Genomic DNA, 16,905 nt, shown 5'->3' with positions numbered 1-16,905 from the left:
ACGATGAAGGGTGGCGGCCGGTCCGTGGTCCCGGAGGCTACGGAACGATCTTCAGAAGCTTGTTCGGCGAGCCGCTGCCCGGAGAGGTGACGACGCCGGAGGTGGCACCGGCGACCAGCGCGCTGGACACGGCCGCGGGCGAGGCGGAGGTGTGCCCGGCGAGGTAGACGGCGGCGGCACCGGCCACGTGCGGGGTGGCCATCGACGTACCGGAGATGGTGTTGGTGGCGGTGTCGGAGGTCCGCCAGGCGCTGGTGATGCTGCTGCCGGGCGCGAACAGGTCGAGACGGGAACCGTAGTTGGAGTAGCTGGCGCGGGCATCGGTGCTGGTGGTGGCCCCGACGGTGATCGCCTCGGGAACGCGGGCCGGCGAGGAGGTGTTCGCGTCCGCGTTGCTGTTGCCCGCGGCGATCGCGTACGTCACGCCGCTGGCGATGGAGTTCTTGACGGCGTTGTCCAGCGCGGTGCTCACGCCGCCGCCCAGTGACATGTTGGCCACCGACGGGCCGCTGTGGTTCTTGGTGACCCAGTCGATACCGGCGACGACCTGGGCGGTCGTGCCGGAACCGGAGTTGTTGAGCACCCGTACGGCGACGATCTTCGCCTTCTTCGCGACGCCGTAGCTCGTGCCGGCCGCGGTGGCCGCCACGTGGGTGCCGTGGCCGTTGCCGTCCTGCGCGACGTTGTCGTTGTCCACGGCGTCGTAACCGTTCACCGCGCGTCCGCCGAAGTCCTGGTGCGTGATGCGCACTCCGGTGTCGATGACGTAGACGGTGGTACCGCTGCCGGCGGTGTCGGGGTACGTGTAGCGCTGGTCCAGCGGCAGATTCGTCTGGTCGATGCGGTCCAGTCCCCAGGACGGGGGATTCGTCTGAGTACCGGTGGCGTGCACCGTGGTGTCCTGGAACACCTGGTCCACGGCCGGGTCGGCGGCCAGGCGTCTCGCCTCCGCCGCCGACAGGTGGGCCGCGTAGCCGTTGAGCGCGGCGGTGTACGTGTGCGTCACGGTGCCGCCGTGCGCGGATATCAGGCGTCTGCCGTCGGCGGACGCGGCCTTGAGGCCCGCGCCCTTCTTGAGCGTGACGATGTAGCTGCCCTGGACGGCGTTCTTCGCGCCGGCGCCGACGACCGTGCCCTCGGCGGGCGCCGCCTGGGCCGGGGCCACGACCGCGCCGAGCGTGACCGCGGCGGTGGCGGTGGTGAGCGCGGTGGCGATCCGGAGCTTGGCCGGGATCCGGCCGAAAACCTTTGCGGTGGTACGCATCACTGCCATGCGAGGGGGTCCTCCTCATCGGTGCGCGTGGTGCGTGCGCATGGGGGGTGGCGCACGGATTCGTGCGCTGCGGGCGGTCCCTGAGGGTGCGTCGGGACCGCCCGGACGAAAGATTCGCCGAGAGGTACTCAAGGATTCAAGAGGACGTGGCTTGATGTCATATGCACGACATAACGCGGCAATCTGCCGTAACGCATGGCCAGTAATGCTCTACGCGAGTAGCAAAGTTGGCATGAACACTTCCGCCTACGCGTCGGTACTGCTACCACAGTTGCGGCAGAGATCCTGCTATTGGAGGTTCCATGAGAGTTTCCAGACGAGCGGGCGTGGTGTCCGCTTTCGTTGCCGCAGCGTCCCTCACGCTCCTCGGTACCGCTCCCGCTTCCTCCGCCCAACTCCCCGCCGCCACCGGCTATGTGGCGCTCGGTGACTCCTACTCCTCCGGCCTCGGAGCAGGCAGCTACGACAGTGGCAGCGGCTCCTGCAAGCGCAGCAGCAAGGCGTACCCGGCGCTCTGGGCCGCCGCGAACTCACCCTCCTCGTTCACTTTCGCGGCCTGCTCGGGGGCCCGTACGGGTGATGTTCTCAACGGTCAATTGGGGGCGCTGAACTCCGGCACCGGCCTGGTCTCGATCACCATCGGAGGCAACGACGCCGGCTTCGCCGACACCATGACGACCTGCGTGCTCCAGTCCGAGAGCACCTGCCTCTCCCGCGTCCAGCAGGCCCGGACGTACATCAACAACACCCTCCCCGGCCAGCTGGACCAGGTCTACAACGCCATCTCGGCGAAGGCCACGGCCGCCAAGGTGGTCGTGCTGGGCTACCCCCGCTTCTACAAGCTGAGCGGCGACTGCATCGCCGGCCTCTCGGAGAAGGAGCGGGCCGCCATAAACGCCGCCGCCGACGACATCAACGGCGTCACCGCCAAGCGGGCCGCCGACCACGGCTTCGCCTTCGGCGACGTCAACACCACCTTCACCGGACACGAGATCTGCTCGGGCAGCGCCTGGCTGCACAGCGTCACGTACCCCGTCGAGGAGTCCTACCACCCGACCGCCGCCGGCCAGTCCAGCGGCTACCTGCCGGTCCTCCGCTCCGCCGCCTGACGCCCACGGGCCCGCCGGAACCCTTCCCCCAAGAGGACGGGCCCTCGCCTAAGAGGACGGGCCCTCGCCGTACGAAGGGGAGCCCTCGCCGTCGGACGGGGGCTCCTCGCCGCCCTGCGGGGGCGAGGGGCCCCCGTCGGCGGGAGGGCTCTCGCTGGTGACAGGCGGGCTCTCGCTGTATGTGGGGGAGGGGCCGGTGTCCGAGGGGGACGGCTCCCAGCCCGTCTCCGTAGGGCGCGGCTCCTCGTACGTCGGACCGGGGGAGGCTCCGCCGCCCGGGGCCTCCCCCTCGCACGTCACGGAGAAGGCGGCATGGCGCGAGGTGACCGTCCGCGCGCCCTTCACCTCCAGCGCGACGCGGCCCGCCCTGGTGCCCTCCGGGGCGTGCGCCGTCTCCGTGTGGCCGACCGTCACCCGCTGTGCCCCGCTCCCGGGGAAGCGGGCCGTCCGCCATGCCCGGTCGGAGCTCCGGCCGCCGGTGTCGGTGTGCCAGCGGTAGGCCACCTCGGCCGGGCCACGGCTGACCGTGATCACCCCGGAGAACGCCGGTGCCGCGTACAGGGGCGGCGGACAGCGCCCCACGTAACTGCCGCGCACGGTCGACACGGAGACCCCGACGGAGACCGCGGGCCCCGTCGTGCGCTCCCCGCCGCCCTGCCGCTCCCCCGAACCGTCCGCCCCGCCCCCGCCGGTCTCCCGTCCCGCGTCCTGCTCGTCCGCCCCCGGCCCGGCGCTCCGGGACGCCGCTGGCCCGCCGGGACCGGGACCGCCGTCCCCGTTCAGCAGCGCCCACGCCGCACCGCCGGCCGCCAGCGCGACGGCCAGCGCGGTCGCGGCCAGGGACGGGACGGAGCGGCGCCGACGGCGCGCGGGGGACGGGGCTGGCGACGGTACGGCAGCCGTGTGCGAACCGTGGACACCCGGCGGAGGCGGCGTCCGGCCGCCCCCGGCCGTACTCGTGCCCCGGGTCGCGCCCGCGCCGCCGCCCGGGCCCGTCGCCGCGATCGTCGGGGAGTACGGGGGAGGCGGCGGGGCGGCCGTCACCGTGGTCGGCTGCCCGCCGCCCGCGACCGCCGCCAGCAGCTCCCCGGCGCCGGCCGCCGGCAGCCGCTCCGCCGGGTCCTTGCGCAGCAGCCCCTCCAGTACGGGCGTCAGCGGGCCCGCCAGGCGCGGCGGCGGCAGCTCCTCGTCCACCACCGCACGCAGCGTGCTCAGCGCGGTGTCCCGGTGGAAGGGCGAGCGGCCCTCCACCGCGGCGTACAGGGTCACGCCCAGCGACCACAGGTCCGACTCCGGGCCGGGCGTCCGGCCGAGCGCCCGCTCGGGCGCGGTGAATTCGGGCGACCCGATCAGCTCGCCGGTCAGGGTCAGCGCGGCCGAGCCCTCGACGGTCGCGATGCCGAAGTCGGTGAGCACCACCCGGCCGTCGTTCGCGAGCAGGACGTTGCCCGGCTTCACGTCGCGGTGCAGGACGCCCGCCGCGTGCGCCACCCGCAGCGCGGCCAGCACCTCGGCACCGATCTCGGCCGCGCGCCGGGGCGGCAGCGGCCCCGCGGTCTCCAGGGTCTCGGCGAGGGAGAGGCCCCGGATCAGCTCCATCACGATCCACGGGCGGCCGCCCTCGGTGACCACGTCGAAGACGGTCACGACGCCGCGGTGCGCGATCCGGGCCGCGGCCAGCGCCTCCCGCTCCAGGCGCGCGTACAGCAACCGCTCCTCGCGCGCGGGAAGTTCGCGGGGCGCCCGGACCTCCTTGACCGCCACCTCGCGGTGCAGCAGTTCGTCCCGGGCCCGCCAGACCACGCCCATGCCGCCGTGGCCCAGTTCGGCCAGCAGGCGGTAGCGGTCCGCCAGTGTCCGTCCGTTCCCCGTACCTGCGTCCATGGCACGAGCCCCCTCGACTCCGCAAATGGAGCGATGTGGGGAAAACGTACCTCTCCCGGGGGCCGTTGCAGCCCCCTCGGCGGCAATCCGGGGACGGCCGGGGCGAGTCGGGGCGGCCGCGGCGGTGACGCTGCGTCATGGGGGGCGCACGCTCGGGGCCAGTGTGTGCTCCCGTACGCCCGCCGTCCCGGGTCGGAGTAGGTGCGGTGCGCTGACGTTCCGTATGGTGTTCGTCAACGCCCTTGCAGGGCAGGTGAATATGGATACCGGGCTGCGCGAAGGGCGCGCGGGAGCGATAGGGTTACCCTGCCCGGGCCGGGTGCCCTCGTACGGGTGGGGAGTGTCATGGAACAGATTGCAGTACGCAGCAGGCCGCGAGTGCCTGCCATCACATGCGGCGGCGCGTCCAGCGCCCGCCTGGACCGCCATCTCGCGGTGCTCGGCGGGCCGGCGATACCGCAGCGTGAGACCGAGGGTGCCACCTCGCTGATGCAGGAGATCACCAAGCGTGACCACGCGCGGACGCGGAAGAGCCGCGGCGCACGGGTGTCGCTCTTCGCTCCGCTGCGCCGGCTGCGCAGGTCGCTCTTCGGCGGTCACGGCTGAGCCGAGCCGTGCCGAGTGGTGTTCCGGTGCGCCTCCTGTGCGCCCCGTCAGCTCCCCGCCGCTGATCCGGCCCCGCCCGCGGGCTGCCGGTCACCCCACGGCCCGGCCATCGCGCCACAGCACCACAGACGTACGCGTCCGCCCCGCTCCCGGTGAGTCCGGTGAGCGGGGCGGACGCGTTCGGCGTTCCCGGTGGCCCGTGCGCGTCCGGCCGGTGGCGACCGGACGAGGTACCGAGGTACCGGCCGGCTCGTTCACTCGTCACGGTGATCCGCGCCGGGCTGTTGACGTGACGATCATTCCGCGCCAGGGTGCAGTCGCTTGCCCCGTACAACCATCCTGCCGCGGGAGGCGCCTGTGTGTGATCTGCATGACGACCACGAGCACAAGCACGACATGGGGGCAGCGGCCCCCGGCGGACTGAGCAGACGCAGGATCGTTCAGCTGCTGGGCGCGGCCGGGGTGAGCACCGCCGCCATGAGCGCGGCGGCCGATCCCGCGATGGCCGCGGCGTCCGACAGGGCCGCCGCCGACCCGGACGGGTACGCACCGCCGAAGGGCCTGGCCGAGGACAGCCCGGCCAAGGCGGCGGCGCTGGCCTGGATCGACCGGCAGCGGGCGGAGATCACCGGCCTGGACGACGAGATCTGGGAGAACGCCGAACTCTCGCTGCGCGAGTGGAAGTCCTCGCTCGCCGAGGCGGACTTCCTCAAGGCCGCCGGCTTCGACGTGGAGTTCGGCACGGCCGGCTTCCCGACCGCCTTCACCGCCACGTTCCGGCACGGCAGGGGCGGCCCGGTGCTCGGCTTCAGCGGCGAGTACGACGCGCTGCCGGGCCTGTCGCAGAAACGGGGCGTGGGCCACCACGATCCGCTGGAGTACGTCCACGACCCCTTCGCGCCCGGCTACGGGCCCGGCCACGGGTGCGGCCACTGCGCCCTCGGGACCGCGGCGGCGGCCGCCGCCGCTGCCGTTGCCAAGGCAGCCGAGGCGCACGGCCTCGACGTCACCGTGAAGTTCTTCGGCTCCACCGCCGAGGAGCAGCTGATCGGCAAGACGTACGCGGTGAGCAAGGGCGTGTACGACGGGCTGGACGCCTTCCTGGACTGGCATCCGTCCACCTCCAACGCCACCGGCTGGGGCTCGTCCACCGCGATGACGGCGGTCACCTTCACCTTCCTCGGCGTGGCCGGCCACGGCGGCACCCCGCTGGGCAACAAGAGCGCGCTGGACGCCGCGGTGATGATGGCGACGATGTCGGAGTTCCTGCGGGAGGAGAACCTCGCGCCCTCCGGCCGGCTGCACTGGGTGATCAACAACGGCGGGGACATCCCGAACGTCACCCCGGAGATCGCGGAGATCTCGTACTACGTGCGCGAGGGCAGCCCGGAGCGGGTGCAGGTGCTGCTCGACAAGGTGATCGAGGTGTCGGAGGCGGCGGCCAAGGCCAGCCGGACCACGGTCCGGCACAGGATCACCTCGGCCTGCTGGAACCAGCTGCCGTCCCGGTCCTTCGCCGAGCTGATGCACGACAACATGCGCACCATCGGCCCGCCCGAGTTCAGCGACGAGGCCCAGCGGCTCGCCAAGGATCTGCAGAAGTCGCTCGGCCTCCCCCAGAAGGGCCTGCACGACGAGATCGGCGAACTGTCCCCGCCCAACCCGGTCTTCATGGGCGGCGGCTCCACCGACGTCGCCGACATCAGCTGGAACGTGCCCACCGTCTCGATGGGCGCGGCCCTCGCGCCCATCGGCACGAAGATGCACACCTGGTCGACGGCCGCCTGCGCCGCGGCGGCACCCGGGCACGCGGCCCTGCTCGCGGCGGCGAAATACCTGGCAGCGACCGCGGTGGACCTGATCACGCAGCCCGCGCGGCTGAAGGCGGTCAAGGACGAGTTCGCCGAGCGGACCAAGGGCGTGCGCTGGAAGACGGCGCTGCCGGACGGCTACGAGCCGCCCATGTACGAGCCGCCCGCCTGGTTCCTGGAGAAGACCGGCCAGTCCTGGCCGCCGCCGAACATCACCTGGCCCCCGAAGCGCGTGGTCAGCCAGGAGACGTTCAGCTCCGTGGGGCCGGACCTGGCGCCGCAGAAGTAGCCGGAGCGCGGCCCGAAGCCCGTCGGGGCGGTACCGCCCGTCAGAGCAGCGCGAACTGGCCTTCGGGGCCCTCCTCGTGGTGATCCAGGACGGAGGCCGGGCGGCGGGCCGCGGCGGGGGCCGGGAGGACGCCGGCGGCGGCCAGCTCCCCGGCGTCGATCAGCGGCGCCGCGTCGAGCGCGGCGGTCAGCCGCTCCTGGTCGGCCAGGACCTCGTCGAGCAGGGCCAGTACCGTGATCAGCTCCAGCAGGTCGGTGGTCCACTCCTGGGGCCAGGCGGCGGGACGCACCGCGTCCAGCGTGCCCGGTTCGACGGCACCGGTGCGCCGCTCGCACCACTCCGCCAGGACGCGGACGCCGCCCGCGTGCGCGTCCCAGGCCGCCGCCGGCACGGGCGAGATGCGGCCCTCGCCGATGAACAGCGCTTCCTCGTCCGGGTCGTAGGAGATCTCCGTGGGCAGTCCGCGCGCGGGCAGCGCGGCCCGGACGTACGGGCGGCGTCCGCCGGGCAGCCGGGGGCGCTCGCCGGCGCCCGCGCCGCGGGTGTGCAGCCGGATCAGCTCGCGTCCCAGCGTCACGGCGCGCGTCCACAGGTCCGGGTCGGCGGTGAGGGGGACGGCGAGGTCCTTGCCGCCCGGCCGGGCTGCGGCGGTCAGGTAGGCGAAGGCGTCCTCGGCGGTGATCGGGTGCCCGAGCCGGTCCCCCAGGAGGCCGAGGAGGCCGGGGGCGAGGTTCGGCTCGGTGCCCCGGGGGCGGCGGTAGAGGGGGCGGACGCGGGCCTGGCGGCCGACCGGCAGCACGGCCGAGACGGTGAGCGCGGGGCCGGGGTCCTGCGGGACGCGGGGCTGCTCGACGGCGAAGAGCTGGTGGTCGTCGGCGACCCGCCACAGTTCGGTGCGGGCCGCGTCGATGAGGCGGTGGTCGGGCAGCAGCCACTGCTGATCGTACGCGCCGTGCCGGACCCGCACCGGCTCCGGGCAGGGCGCCTCGCCGGGGACGAGGCGGGCCAGCCGGCCGGTGGCGGTGGCCTGGCCGGGCAGCTGGCCGACCGCGGTGTCCAGGGTGCGGGCCCTGGACGGACGGAACAGCCGCTCGCGCTCCGCGGCGCCGTCGGCCCGCAGCAGCGCGTCCCAGCGCGCCCGCAGCGACCCGGTGTCCGGGGCCATGATCCAGGCCCGGCCGAGCCGCGGCGCGGCGACGGACCACGGCATCAGGTCGGACAGCAGGGGCACATCCTGCTTCGCCGTCACGCGGCAACCCTCCCGGACGGTTCGGATGACCCGGGCATCGTAACCACGCGCCCGGCACCGCGCGGCGGGCCGCCCGGTACGGCTCCTCCTCGGGACCGGCCCGTCCGGCCCGGCCCCTCAGTCCGCGTCCAGCGTGACCGTGAACGAGAAGCGGTCGCCCCGGTAGTGGATGCGCGCGACGTCGATCACCCTGCCCGCCTCGTCGTAGGTGATGCCGGTGTAGTGCAGGATCGGGCTGAGCAGCGGGACATCGAGGAGCCGCGCGGTCTCCGGCTCCGCGAGCCGCGCCTCGACGGTGTCGGTGATCCGGCTGATCGTCACGCCCACCGAGTCCCGGAGCACCTTCGTCATCGGGTGCCGCTCCAGTTCGGCCGGGTCGATGCGGGCCGCGAGGTCGGGGCGTACGTGGTTGACCGCGTGGTTGGTGGGCTCGCCGGTCCGCTCCTCGCTGCGCAGCCGCCGGTAGAAGCCGGTCCGGTCGAGGCCGGGGAAGTGCTCGGCCAGCTCCGGCGGGACGGGGCCCGTGCCGTGCTCCAGCACCTCGGTGACCATGCCGGACTGCTGGGCCACGATCGCGTCGACCGAGCCCAGCAGCCGGACCGGGGCGCCGCGCCGGGCGGCCGGCTCGATGAACGTGCCGCGCCGCCGGTGCCGGCTGATCAGCCCCTCGGTCTCCAGTTCCTTCAGCGCCTGCCGCATGGTCAGCACGCTCACCCCGTAGTGCGCGGCGAGCGCGTCCTCGGTGGGCAGCCGCAGCGGTGCGTCGGGGTGGCGGCCCAGTATGGAGGCCCGCAGCGACTGCGAGACCTGGTACCACAGCGGGAGCTTGCGGTTCAGGGCGAGCGAGTCGGGCGCGAAGGTCGTCACGGAGTTGTCCCCACTGCGGCTATGAAGAGAAGTGGCGTTCCAGACCCTGCCACACGCCGTCGTAGCCGCTCTGCAGGTGGTCGGCGGTACGGGCCTGCTCCGTGAGCAGCACCGGCCAGCGCGTCTCGAACATGAACGCCAGCCCGTCGTCCACCTTCTGGGGCTTCAGCTCGGCGCTGCTGGCCTTGTCGAACGTGGCGCGGTCCGGGCCGTGCGCGGACATCATGTTGTGCAGCGAGCCGCCGCCCGGGACGAAGCCCCCCTTGCCGGCCGCCTTGGCGTCGTACGCGCCCTCGATCAGGCCCATGTACTCGCTCATGACGTTGCGGTGGAAGTAGGGCGGCCGGAAGGTGTCCTCGCCCACCAGCCAGCGGGGCGCGAAGACCACGAAGTCGACGCCTGCGAGGCCCGGGGTGTCGGACGGCGAGGTGAGCACCGTGAAGATCGACGGGTCCGGGTGGTCGTAGGAGATGGAGCCGATGACGTTGAAGCGGCGCAGGTCGTAGACGTACGGGGTGTGGTTGCCGTGCCAGGCGACGACGTCGAGCGGGGAGTGGCCGTAGGTCGCCGACCAGAGGTTGCCGCAGTACTTGTTGATCACTTCGTGCTCCCCGTCGGCGTCCTCGTACGCGGCGACGGGCGCGAGGAAGTCCCGGGGGTTGGCCAGCCCGTTGGCGCCGATCGGGCCGAGGTCGGGAAGCTGGAAGGGGCGGCCGTAGTTCTCGCAGACGTAGCCGCGGGCCGTGGTCTCCAGCGGTACGACGCGGAAGCGCACGCCGCGGGGGATCAGCGCGATGTGCCCCGGCTCGGCGGCGAGCAGCCCGAACTCGGTGTGCAGCAGCAGCCCGCCGTGCTCCGGGACGATGAGCAGTTCGCCGTCGGCGCTGCTGAACACCCGCCGTTCCATGGGGGCGTTGGCGTGGTACAGGTGCACGGCCATGCCGGTGCGCTGCGTCACGTCGCCGTTGCCGCCGAGCGTCCACAGTCCTGCGACGAAGTCGGTGCCGGGCGGGGGCTCGGGGAGCGGGTTCCAGCGGAGCCGGTTGGGGTCCGGCTCGGTCGCGGTGAACGGGGCGCCCCGTACGCCGCCGTTGTCCGTCCGCACGAAGGGCGGGTGGGCGGCCGAGGGGCGGATGCGGTAGAGCCAGGAGCGGCGGTTGTGGGCGCGCGGCTCGGTGAACGCGCTGCCGCTCAGCTGCTCGGCGTAGAGGCCGAGCGGGGCGCGCTGGGGGGAGTTGCGGCCGAGGGGCAGCGCGCCGGGCACGGCCTCGGAGGAATGCTCGTTGCCGAAGCCGGGGGAGTGGTTCAGCCCCTGTGCCGTCTTCCGCGCCTGCTCGCCGACCGTGCCTGTCATCGCGTGCTCCCGCCGCTCAGGGACAACCTCAGGGAATCCTGTGCAAGACAATAGGATTGGTGGCGGGGGCCGTCAACGGGGCGCCCGGGGGACGCGCCGCGGGGCGCGGTAATCCGGCCGGAGGGCAGGATGGGTACGTGGATACCCCGTCACTCCGCCGCGCCCCGGTCCAGCGCCGCAGCGCGGAGCGCCTGACCCGCATCCTCGACGCCTGCGCCGAAGTCCTCGACGAGCAGGGGTACGAGGACCTGAGTACCCGCGCGGTGGCGGCCCGCGCCGAGGTGCCCATCGGCTCCGTCTACCGCTTCTTCCCCAACAAGCGCGCGATGGCCGAGGCGCTGGCGCTGCGCAATCTCGACGGGTACACGGACCGGGTCACCGCCGGGCTGGCAGCGGCCGGCGACCGGCTGGACTGGCGGTACGCCATGGACGTGGTGGTCGACGAGTACCTCGCGATGAAGCGGTCGGTGCCCGGTTTCGCGCTGGTGGAGTTCACGGTGCCCGCACCGCAGGCCACCCGGGAGGCGAACCACCGGGTGGCGGACCGGCTGCTGGCGCTGCTGGCCGGGCCGCTCGGCCTGGACCCGGCCGACGCGCGGCTGCGGACCGCGTTCCTGGTGGGCGTGGAGGCGGCGGACGCGCTCGTGCAGCTGGCGTTCCGGGTCGCGCCCGAGGGGGACCCGGCGATCGTCGCGGAGACCAAGGAGCTGCTGCGGGCGTACCTGGGGCGGGTGCTCGACTGAGCCGGTCCGGGTGGCCGCTCGGTGCCCTCCGGGTGGCATCCCCGTATTGACCTGGGGTTTTGCTCGTATTGCTCGCACGTCAAGGTCTTGTTAACAAAAGTTGGCCGCCCCTAACGTCGCCTCGACCGCCACCCCCCTGGCAGGTGTTCAAGGGCGAACGTGAGGTACCCCCAATGCTGACAATCCTCGGGTTTGTCATGATTGCCACCTTCTTGGTGCTGATCATGATGAAGAAGATGTCGCCGATGGCGGCGCTCGTGCTCATACCGGCGCTGTTCTGCGTCCTGGTCGGGCAGGGCGCGAACCTCGGTGACTACGTCATCAAGGGCATCGGCGATCTTGCGCCGACCGCCGCGATGCTGATGTTCGCGATCATCTATTTCGGCGTGATGATCGATGTCGGCCTCTTCGACCCGATCGTCCGGGGCATCCTGAAGTTCTGCAAGGCCGACCCGGTCCGCATCGTCGTCGGCACGGCCCTGCTCGCGGCGATCGTCTCCCTCGACGGGGACGGCTCCACCACCTTCATGATCACCGTCTCGGCGCTCTACCCCCTCTACAAGCGCCTGAAGATGAGCCTCGTGGTGATGACCGGTGTCGCCGCCACCGCCAACGGCGTGATGAACACCCTGCCCTGGGGCGGCCCCACGGCCCGCGCCGCGACCGCGCTCAAGCTGGACGCCGGCGACATCTTCATCCCCATGATCCCCGCGCTGGCCACCGGCCTGCTCGCCGTCTTCGCCCTGGCCTACGTCCTGGGCCGCCGCGAGCGCAAGCGGCTGGGCACCCTCACCCTGGGCGAGCCGGGCAGTGCCGAGGCCGTGGCCGTCGAGGAGATCACCGAGAAGGAGACCGAGCAGGTCCTCGTCGGCGCGGGCGCCGGCACCAAGGGCGGCGCCACCGGCCGCGCACTGCACGCCGGCGGCGGCTCCGCCGGTACCGCCGGCACCGGCCACGGCCCGGCGGCCGAGGAGTTCCAGGGCCTGGACCCGCACCGCGCGACCCTGCGCCCCAAGCTGTACTGGTTCAATGCCGCGCTCACCGTCGCGCTGCTCACCCTGCTGATCATGCAGGTGATGGACATCCCGGTGCTGTTCCTGCTCGGCGCGGCCATCGCGCTCACCGTCAACTTCCCGCACATGAAGGACCAGAAGGCGCGCATCGCCGCACACGCCGAGAACGTCCTGAACGTCTCCGGCATGGTCTTCGCCGCCGCCGTCTTCACCGGCGTGCTCACCGGCACCGGCATGGTCGAGCACATGGCCCGCTGGCTGGTCAGCAACGTGCCCGACGCGATGGGCCCGCACATGGGCCTGGTCACCGGCATCCTCAGCATCCCGCTGACCTACTTCATGTCCAACGACGGCTTCTACTTCGGCATCGTCCCGATCCTCGCCGAGGCCGGCGCCGCGCACGGCGTCTCCTCCCTGGAGATCGCCCGCGCCTCCCTCGTGGGCCAGGCCCTGCACATGTCCAGCCCGCTCGTCCCCGCCGTCTACGTCCTGGTCGGCATGGCCAAGGTCGAGTTCGCCGACCACACCAAATTCACGGTGAAATGGGCCGCGCTCACCTCCCTGGTCGTACTCGGCGCCGGCCTGCTGTACGGGATCATCTAGGGAGCCCCGACGGAACGGCACGCGAACGGAAACCACCGACTCATGAACGCTCCGACGCCCGGCAGGGGCTGGCTGCTGCGCCTCGTCCTCACCTTCGCCTTCGCGCAGACGGCGGTGAGCATGGCGCGGCCCGCCGTCTCCTACCGGGCGCTCGCGCTGGGTGCCGACGAGACGGCCGTCGGCGTCATCACCGGTGTGTACGCGCTGCTGCCGCTGCTCGTGGCCGTACCGCTCGGCCGCCGTACCGACCACGGCCGCTGCACGCCCCTGCTGATGGCCGGCGTCGCGCTCATCACCGGCGGCTGCGCCCTGAGCGGCGTGGCCGGCTCGCTGCCCGCGATGGCCGCGTGGAGCGGCGTCATGGGCCTCGGCCACCTCTGCTTCGTGATCGGTGCCCAGTCCATCGTCGCCCGGCGCAGCGCGCCCGACGAACGCGACCGCAACTTCGGCCACTTCACCATCGGCGCCTCGCTCGGCCAGCTCATCGGCCCGATCGGCGCCGGACTGCTCATCTCCGAGCACGACGGCGCGATGGCCCGCACCAGCGCCACGGCGCTGCTCGTCTCGGCCGCCGCCGCGGCCTGCGCCTGCACCGCCCTGTGGCGGCTGGAGCGGCGGGACGCGAATCGCGGGGGAGGGGCGGCGAGCGCCGCCGGCGGCCGCGTACCGGTCCTCGGCATCCTGCGTACGCGCGGGGTCACCGCCGGCATCTTCATCAGCCTCTCGGTGCTCTCCGCGACCGACATCCTCACCGCCTACCTGCCGGTCGTCGGCGAGGCCCACCACATCGCGCCCGCCACCATCGGCCTGCTGCTGAGCCTGCGGGCCGCGGCGACCATCGCCTGCCGGCTGGTGCTGACGCCGATGCTGCGGTTCCTGGGCCGTACCGTGCTGCTGACCACGACCTGCGCGGCGGCCGCCGTCCTGTGCGCGGCCATCGCCGTGCCGCTGCCGGTCTGGGCGCTGGCGCTCGTCCTGGCCGTGCTGGGCTTCTGCCTCGGCGTCGGACAGCCGTTGTCCATGACCACCGTCGTCCAGGCGGCGCCCGACGACGCGCGCTCCACGGCCCTCGCGCTCCGCCTCACCGGCAACCGTCTCGGCCAGGTCGCGGCGCCGGCCGGTGCCGGGCTCGCGGCCGGGGTGGCCGGTGCCGCGGCGCCGTTCGTGCTGCTCGGCGTGCTCCTGCTGGGGTCGGCAGCGGTCGCGCTGCGGGCGCCGAAGGAGGCGGGCGGCGCCCGGCGCAGGGCCGGAACGGTAGGCCGGTCCGATTCGCGGAAGGCCTCCTCGGGCAGAAGCGGCGCGTGATGCGCCGCACCCCCGATGGGGGTGGCGCCCCGCAAACTAGCACCGATAGTTTGTGGGGCGCGACGCATGGCCCGCACCGAACCGCACCGGAGGACGCCAGATGAAGGCACACGACGGCATGTACATCGACGGAGCCTGGCGGGACGCGGTGGGCGACGGCACCATCGAGGTCCGCAACCCCGCCGACGAGCAGGTGATCGCCACCGTTCCGGCCGGTACCGCCGCCGACATCGACGCCGCCGTACGCGCGGCGCGCGCCGCACTGCCCGGCTGGCGCGCCACCGCCCCCGCGGAGCGCGCCGCGAAGCTCACCGCGCTGGTCGAGCAGCTCAAGGCGCACGCCGAGGAGATCGCCGCGACCATCACCGCCGAGCTGGGCTCGCCGACGGCCTTCGCCACGAACGTGCAGACCGCCATGCCCATCGCGGTGACCGCCTCGTACGCCGAACTCGCCGCCGAGTACTCCTTCGAGGAGCAGCTCGGCACCTCCACCGTGCTGCACGAGCCGGTCGGCGTGGTCGGCGCGATCACCCCGTGGAACTACCCGCTGCACCAGATCACCAACAAGGTCGCCCCGGCGCTCGCCGCGGGCTGCACCGTCGTCCTCAAGCCCGCCGAGGACACCCCGCTCACCGCGCAGCTCTTCGCCGAATGCGTGGACGCGGCCGGCCTCCCGGCCGGCGTCTTCAACCTGGTCACCGGCCTCGGCACGGTCGCGGGCCAGGCGCTGGCCGAGCACGAGGGCGTGGACCTGGTCTCCTTCACCGGCTCCACCGCGGTCGGCAGGAAGATCGGTGCGATCGCCGGCGGCGCGGTCAAGCGGGTGGCCCTGGAACTGGGCGGCAAGTCCGCCAACGTCATCCTGCCCGGCGCCGACCTCGCCAAGGCGGTGAAGGTCAACGTCGCCGACGTGATCCGCAACTCCGGCCAGTCCTGCAACGCGCTGACCCGCATGCTGGTCCACGAGGACCAGTACGAGGAGGCCGTGACGCTGGCCGCCGAGATCGTCGCCAAGTACCTGCCCGGCGACCCGAACGACGACGCGAGCCGGCTCGGCCCGGTCGTCAACGAGAAGCAGCGCGACCGCGTCCGCGGCTTCATCACCAAGGGCCAGGAGGAGGGCGCGCGGCTGGTCGCCGGCGGCGCCGAGGCCCCCGAGGGCCTGGAGAAGGGCTACTACGTCCGGCCCACCGTCTTCGCCGACGTCACCCCGGACATGACCATCGCCCAGGAGGAGATCTTCGGTCCGGTGATCTCGATCCTGAAGTACCGCGACGAGGACGAGGCCGTGGAGATCGCCAACGGCACGGTCTACGGCCTCGCCGGCGGGGTCTGGGCCGCGGACAAGGAGACCGCGGTCGCCTTCGCCCGGAAGCTGGACACCGGCCAGGTCGACATCAACGGCGGCCGCTTCAACCTCCTCGCGCCCTTCGGCGGTTACAAGCAGTCCGGCGTCGGCCGCGAGCTGGGCCCGCACGGTCTGACCGAGTACCTCCAGACCAAGTCGCTCCAGCTCTGACCTGATCCGACCGGGGCGCCGGCCCGGCCGGCGCCCCGCCCGCCACCCGCAGTTCCCGCCCGTACACCGCACTCCCCACCGAGGAGACCGCACCGTGGTCCGCGCTGCCGTACTGCCCGCCGTCAACGCCCCGCTGGAGATCGCCGAGATCCAGCTGCCCGACCCCGGACCCGGCCAGGTCCGGGTCAAGCTCGCCGCGGCCGGGGTGTGCCACTCCGACCTGTCACTGTCCAACGGCACCCTCAAGCAGCCGGTCCCCGCGGTGCTCGGCCACGAGGGCGCGGGCACCGTCACCGCCGTCGGAGACGGCGTCACCGGCCTCGCGCCCGGCGACCGGGTCGTCCTCAACTGGGCCCCGTCCTGCGGCGACTGCCACTTCTGCGGGCTGGGCGAGGTGTGGCTGTGCGCCAACTCGGCAGCGGCGGCCGCGAAGCCGTACGCCACGCGGGCGGGCGGCGGCGAGCTGTACCCGGGCCTGGGCACGGCCGTGTTCGCCGAGGAGACGGTGGTCGCGGCCCACGCCGCGCTGCCGCTCCCGGAGGGCGTGCCGCTCACCGAGGCCGCGCTCCTCGGCTGCGCGGTCCTCACCGGCTGGGGCGCGGTCCACCACTCCGCACAGGTGCGCACGGGCGAGTCGGTCGTGGTCTTCGGCGTCGGCGGGGTGGGCCTCGCGACCCTCCAGGCCGCGCGGATCGCGGGCGCGGGCCGGATCATCGCCGTGGACGTCTCCCCGGCGAAGGAGGAGCTGGCGCGCGCGGCGGGTGCCACCGACTTCCTCGTCGCCGCTGACGACACGGCGAAGTCGATCCGCAAGCTCACCGGCGGCATCGGCGCCGACGTGGCCCTGGAGTGCGTCGGCCGCGCCGACACGATCCGCACCGCCTGGTCCTCGACCCGCCGTGGCGGCCGTACGACCGTCGTCGGCGTCGGCGGCCAGGACCAGCAGGTGACCTTCTCGGCCCTGGAGCTCTTCTACTTCGGCCGCACCCTCTCCGGCTGCGTCTACGGGAACAGCGACCCGGCCAAGGACCTGCCGGTCATCGCCGAGCACGTACGCAGCGGCGCGCTGGACCTCTCCGGGCTGGTCACCGAGCGGATCGGCCTGGAGGGCATCCCCGCCGCCTTCGACGCCATGCTCGCGGGCAAGGGGGGCCGCGCGCTGATCGTCTTCTGAGGGGCCGACGCCCACCGCCGAGCCCCCCGGAGCGCCGCGCCCCGGGGGCCTTCGGGCTGCCCGGAAGCCCCTCGCCGACCTGGGCAAAGGCTCACCCATGCAGGCG

At 73.1% G+C, this 16,905-nt stretch carries 13 protein-coding genes; 8 read left to right on the top strand and 5 right to left on the bottom strand.

Going from position 1 to position 16,905, the window contains the following annotated elements; translation table 11 throughout:
• Window positions 1-37: 37 nt before the first annotated feature.
• Window positions 38-1,273 (bottom strand): S8 family peptidase, encoded by a 1,236-nt coding sequence (locus ACIGQF_RS06275; protein ID WP_399706141.1) that lies wholly within the window; start codon window positions 1,271-1,273, stop codon window positions 38-40.
• 302 nt (window positions 1,274-1,575) lie between these two features.
• Between ACIGQF_RS06275 and ACIGQF_RS06270 the strand changes: the two genes are divergently transcribed.
• The gene (locus ACIGQF_RS06270; protein ID WP_399706138.1) at window positions 1,576-2,382 is read left to right on the top strand and encodes an SGNH/GDSL hydrolase family protein; all 807 of its coding nucleotides are present in this window, start codon (window positions 1,576-1,578) and stop codon (window positions 2,380-2,382) included.
• A gap of 48 nt (window positions 2,383-2,430) precedes the next feature.
• Here the strand turns inward: ACIGQF_RS06270 and ACIGQF_RS06265 are convergent, their stop codons facing one another.
• Window positions 2,431-4,266, bottom strand: coding sequence for a serine/threonine-protein kinase (locus ACIGQF_RS06265; protein ID WP_399706135.1), 1,836 nt, complete (start codon window positions 4,264-4,266; stop codon window positions 2,431-2,433).
• A gap of 345 nt (window positions 4,267-4,611) precedes the next feature.
• Here ACIGQF_RS06265 and ACIGQF_RS06260 point away from each other — a divergent pair, with 345 nt between their 5' ends.
• Complete coding sequence (locus tag ACIGQF_RS06260; protein WP_030252229.1) at window positions 4,612-4,872, top strand: hypothetical protein; 261 nt, start codon at window positions 4,612-4,614, stop codon at window positions 4,870-4,872.
• Window positions 4,873-5,229: 357 nt separating this feature from the next.
• Window positions 5,230-6,972, top strand: coding sequence for an amidohydrolase (locus ACIGQF_RS06255; RefSeq protein WP_399706132.1), 1,743 nt, complete (start codon window positions 5,230-5,232; stop codon window positions 6,970-6,972).
• 40 nt (window positions 6,973-7,012) lie between these two features.
• Here ACIGQF_RS06255 and ACIGQF_RS06250 read toward each other — a convergent pair whose 3' ends face one another.
• The 3 genes from ACIGQF_RS06250 to hmgA all read right to left on the bottom strand — a co-directional run bounded on the left by ACIGQF_RS06250 (window position 7,013) and on the right by hmgA (window position 10,442).
• Window positions 7,013-8,221, bottom strand: a complete 1,209-nt coding sequence (locus tag ACIGQF_RS06250; protein WP_399706129.1) for a type ISP restriction/modification enzyme — start codon at window positions 8,219-8,221, stop codon at window positions 7,013-7,015.
• Between the two features lie 117 nt (window positions 8,222-8,338).
• Window positions 8,339-9,088, bottom strand: coding sequence for a GntR family transcriptional regulator (locus ACIGQF_RS06245; RefSeq protein ID WP_399706127.1), 750 nt, complete (start codon window positions 9,086-9,088; stop codon window positions 8,339-8,341).
• A 19-nt stretch (window positions 9,089-9,107) separates the two neighbouring features.
• A complete protein-coding gene (gene hmgA / locus ACIGQF_RS06240; protein ID WP_399706124.1) occupies window positions 9,108-10,442 on the bottom strand; it encodes a homogentisate 1,2-dioxygenase in 1,335 nt (444 codons plus the stop codon).
• A 137-nt stretch (window positions 10,443-10,579) separates the two neighbouring features.
• On the opposite strand from hmgA, the gene ACIGQF_RS06235 reads away from it, so the two are divergent.
• From ACIGQF_RS06235 to ACIGQF_RS06215, 5 genes are all read left to right on the top strand, one after another.
• Window positions 10,580-11,185 (top strand): TetR/AcrR family transcriptional regulator, encoded by a 606-nt coding sequence (locus ACIGQF_RS06235; RefSeq protein ID WP_399706121.1) that lies wholly within the window; start codon window positions 10,580-10,582, stop codon window positions 11,183-11,185.
• Window positions 11,186-11,358: 173 nt separating this feature from the next.
• Window positions 11,359-12,801, top strand: a complete 1,443-nt coding sequence (locus ACIGQF_RS06230) for a CitMHS family transporter (RefSeq protein ID WP_399706118.1) — start codon at window positions 11,359-11,361, stop codon at window positions 12,799-12,801.
• Between the two features lie 42 nt (window positions 12,802-12,843).
• On the top strand, window positions 12,844-14,106 hold the full coding sequence (locus tag ACIGQF_RS06225) for an MFS transporter (RefSeq protein ID WP_399706115.1): 1,263 nt from the start codon (window positions 12,844-12,846) through the stop codon (window positions 14,104-14,106).
• Window positions 14,107-14,206: 100 nt separating this feature from the next.
• Window positions 14,207-15,625 (top strand): aldehyde dehydrogenase family protein, encoded by a 1,419-nt coding sequence (locus tag ACIGQF_RS06220; protein ID WP_399706112.1) that lies wholly within the window; start codon window positions 14,207-14,209, stop codon window positions 15,623-15,625.
• Window positions 15,626-15,719: 94 nt separating this feature from the next.
• Window positions 15,720-16,799, top strand: a complete 1,080-nt coding sequence (locus ACIGQF_RS06215; protein ID WP_399706111.1) for a Zn-dependent alcohol dehydrogenase — start codon at window positions 15,720-15,722, stop codon at window positions 16,797-16,799.
• Window positions 16,800-16,905 lie beyond the last annotated feature (106 nt).

Source organism: Streptomyces sp. NPDC053560 (assembly GCF_044544605.1).
Taxonomy (GTDB): domain Bacteria; phylum Actinomycetota; class Actinomycetes; order Streptomycetales; family Streptomycetaceae; genus Streptomyces.
This window is presented reverse-complemented; position numbering and strand designations above follow the sequence as displayed.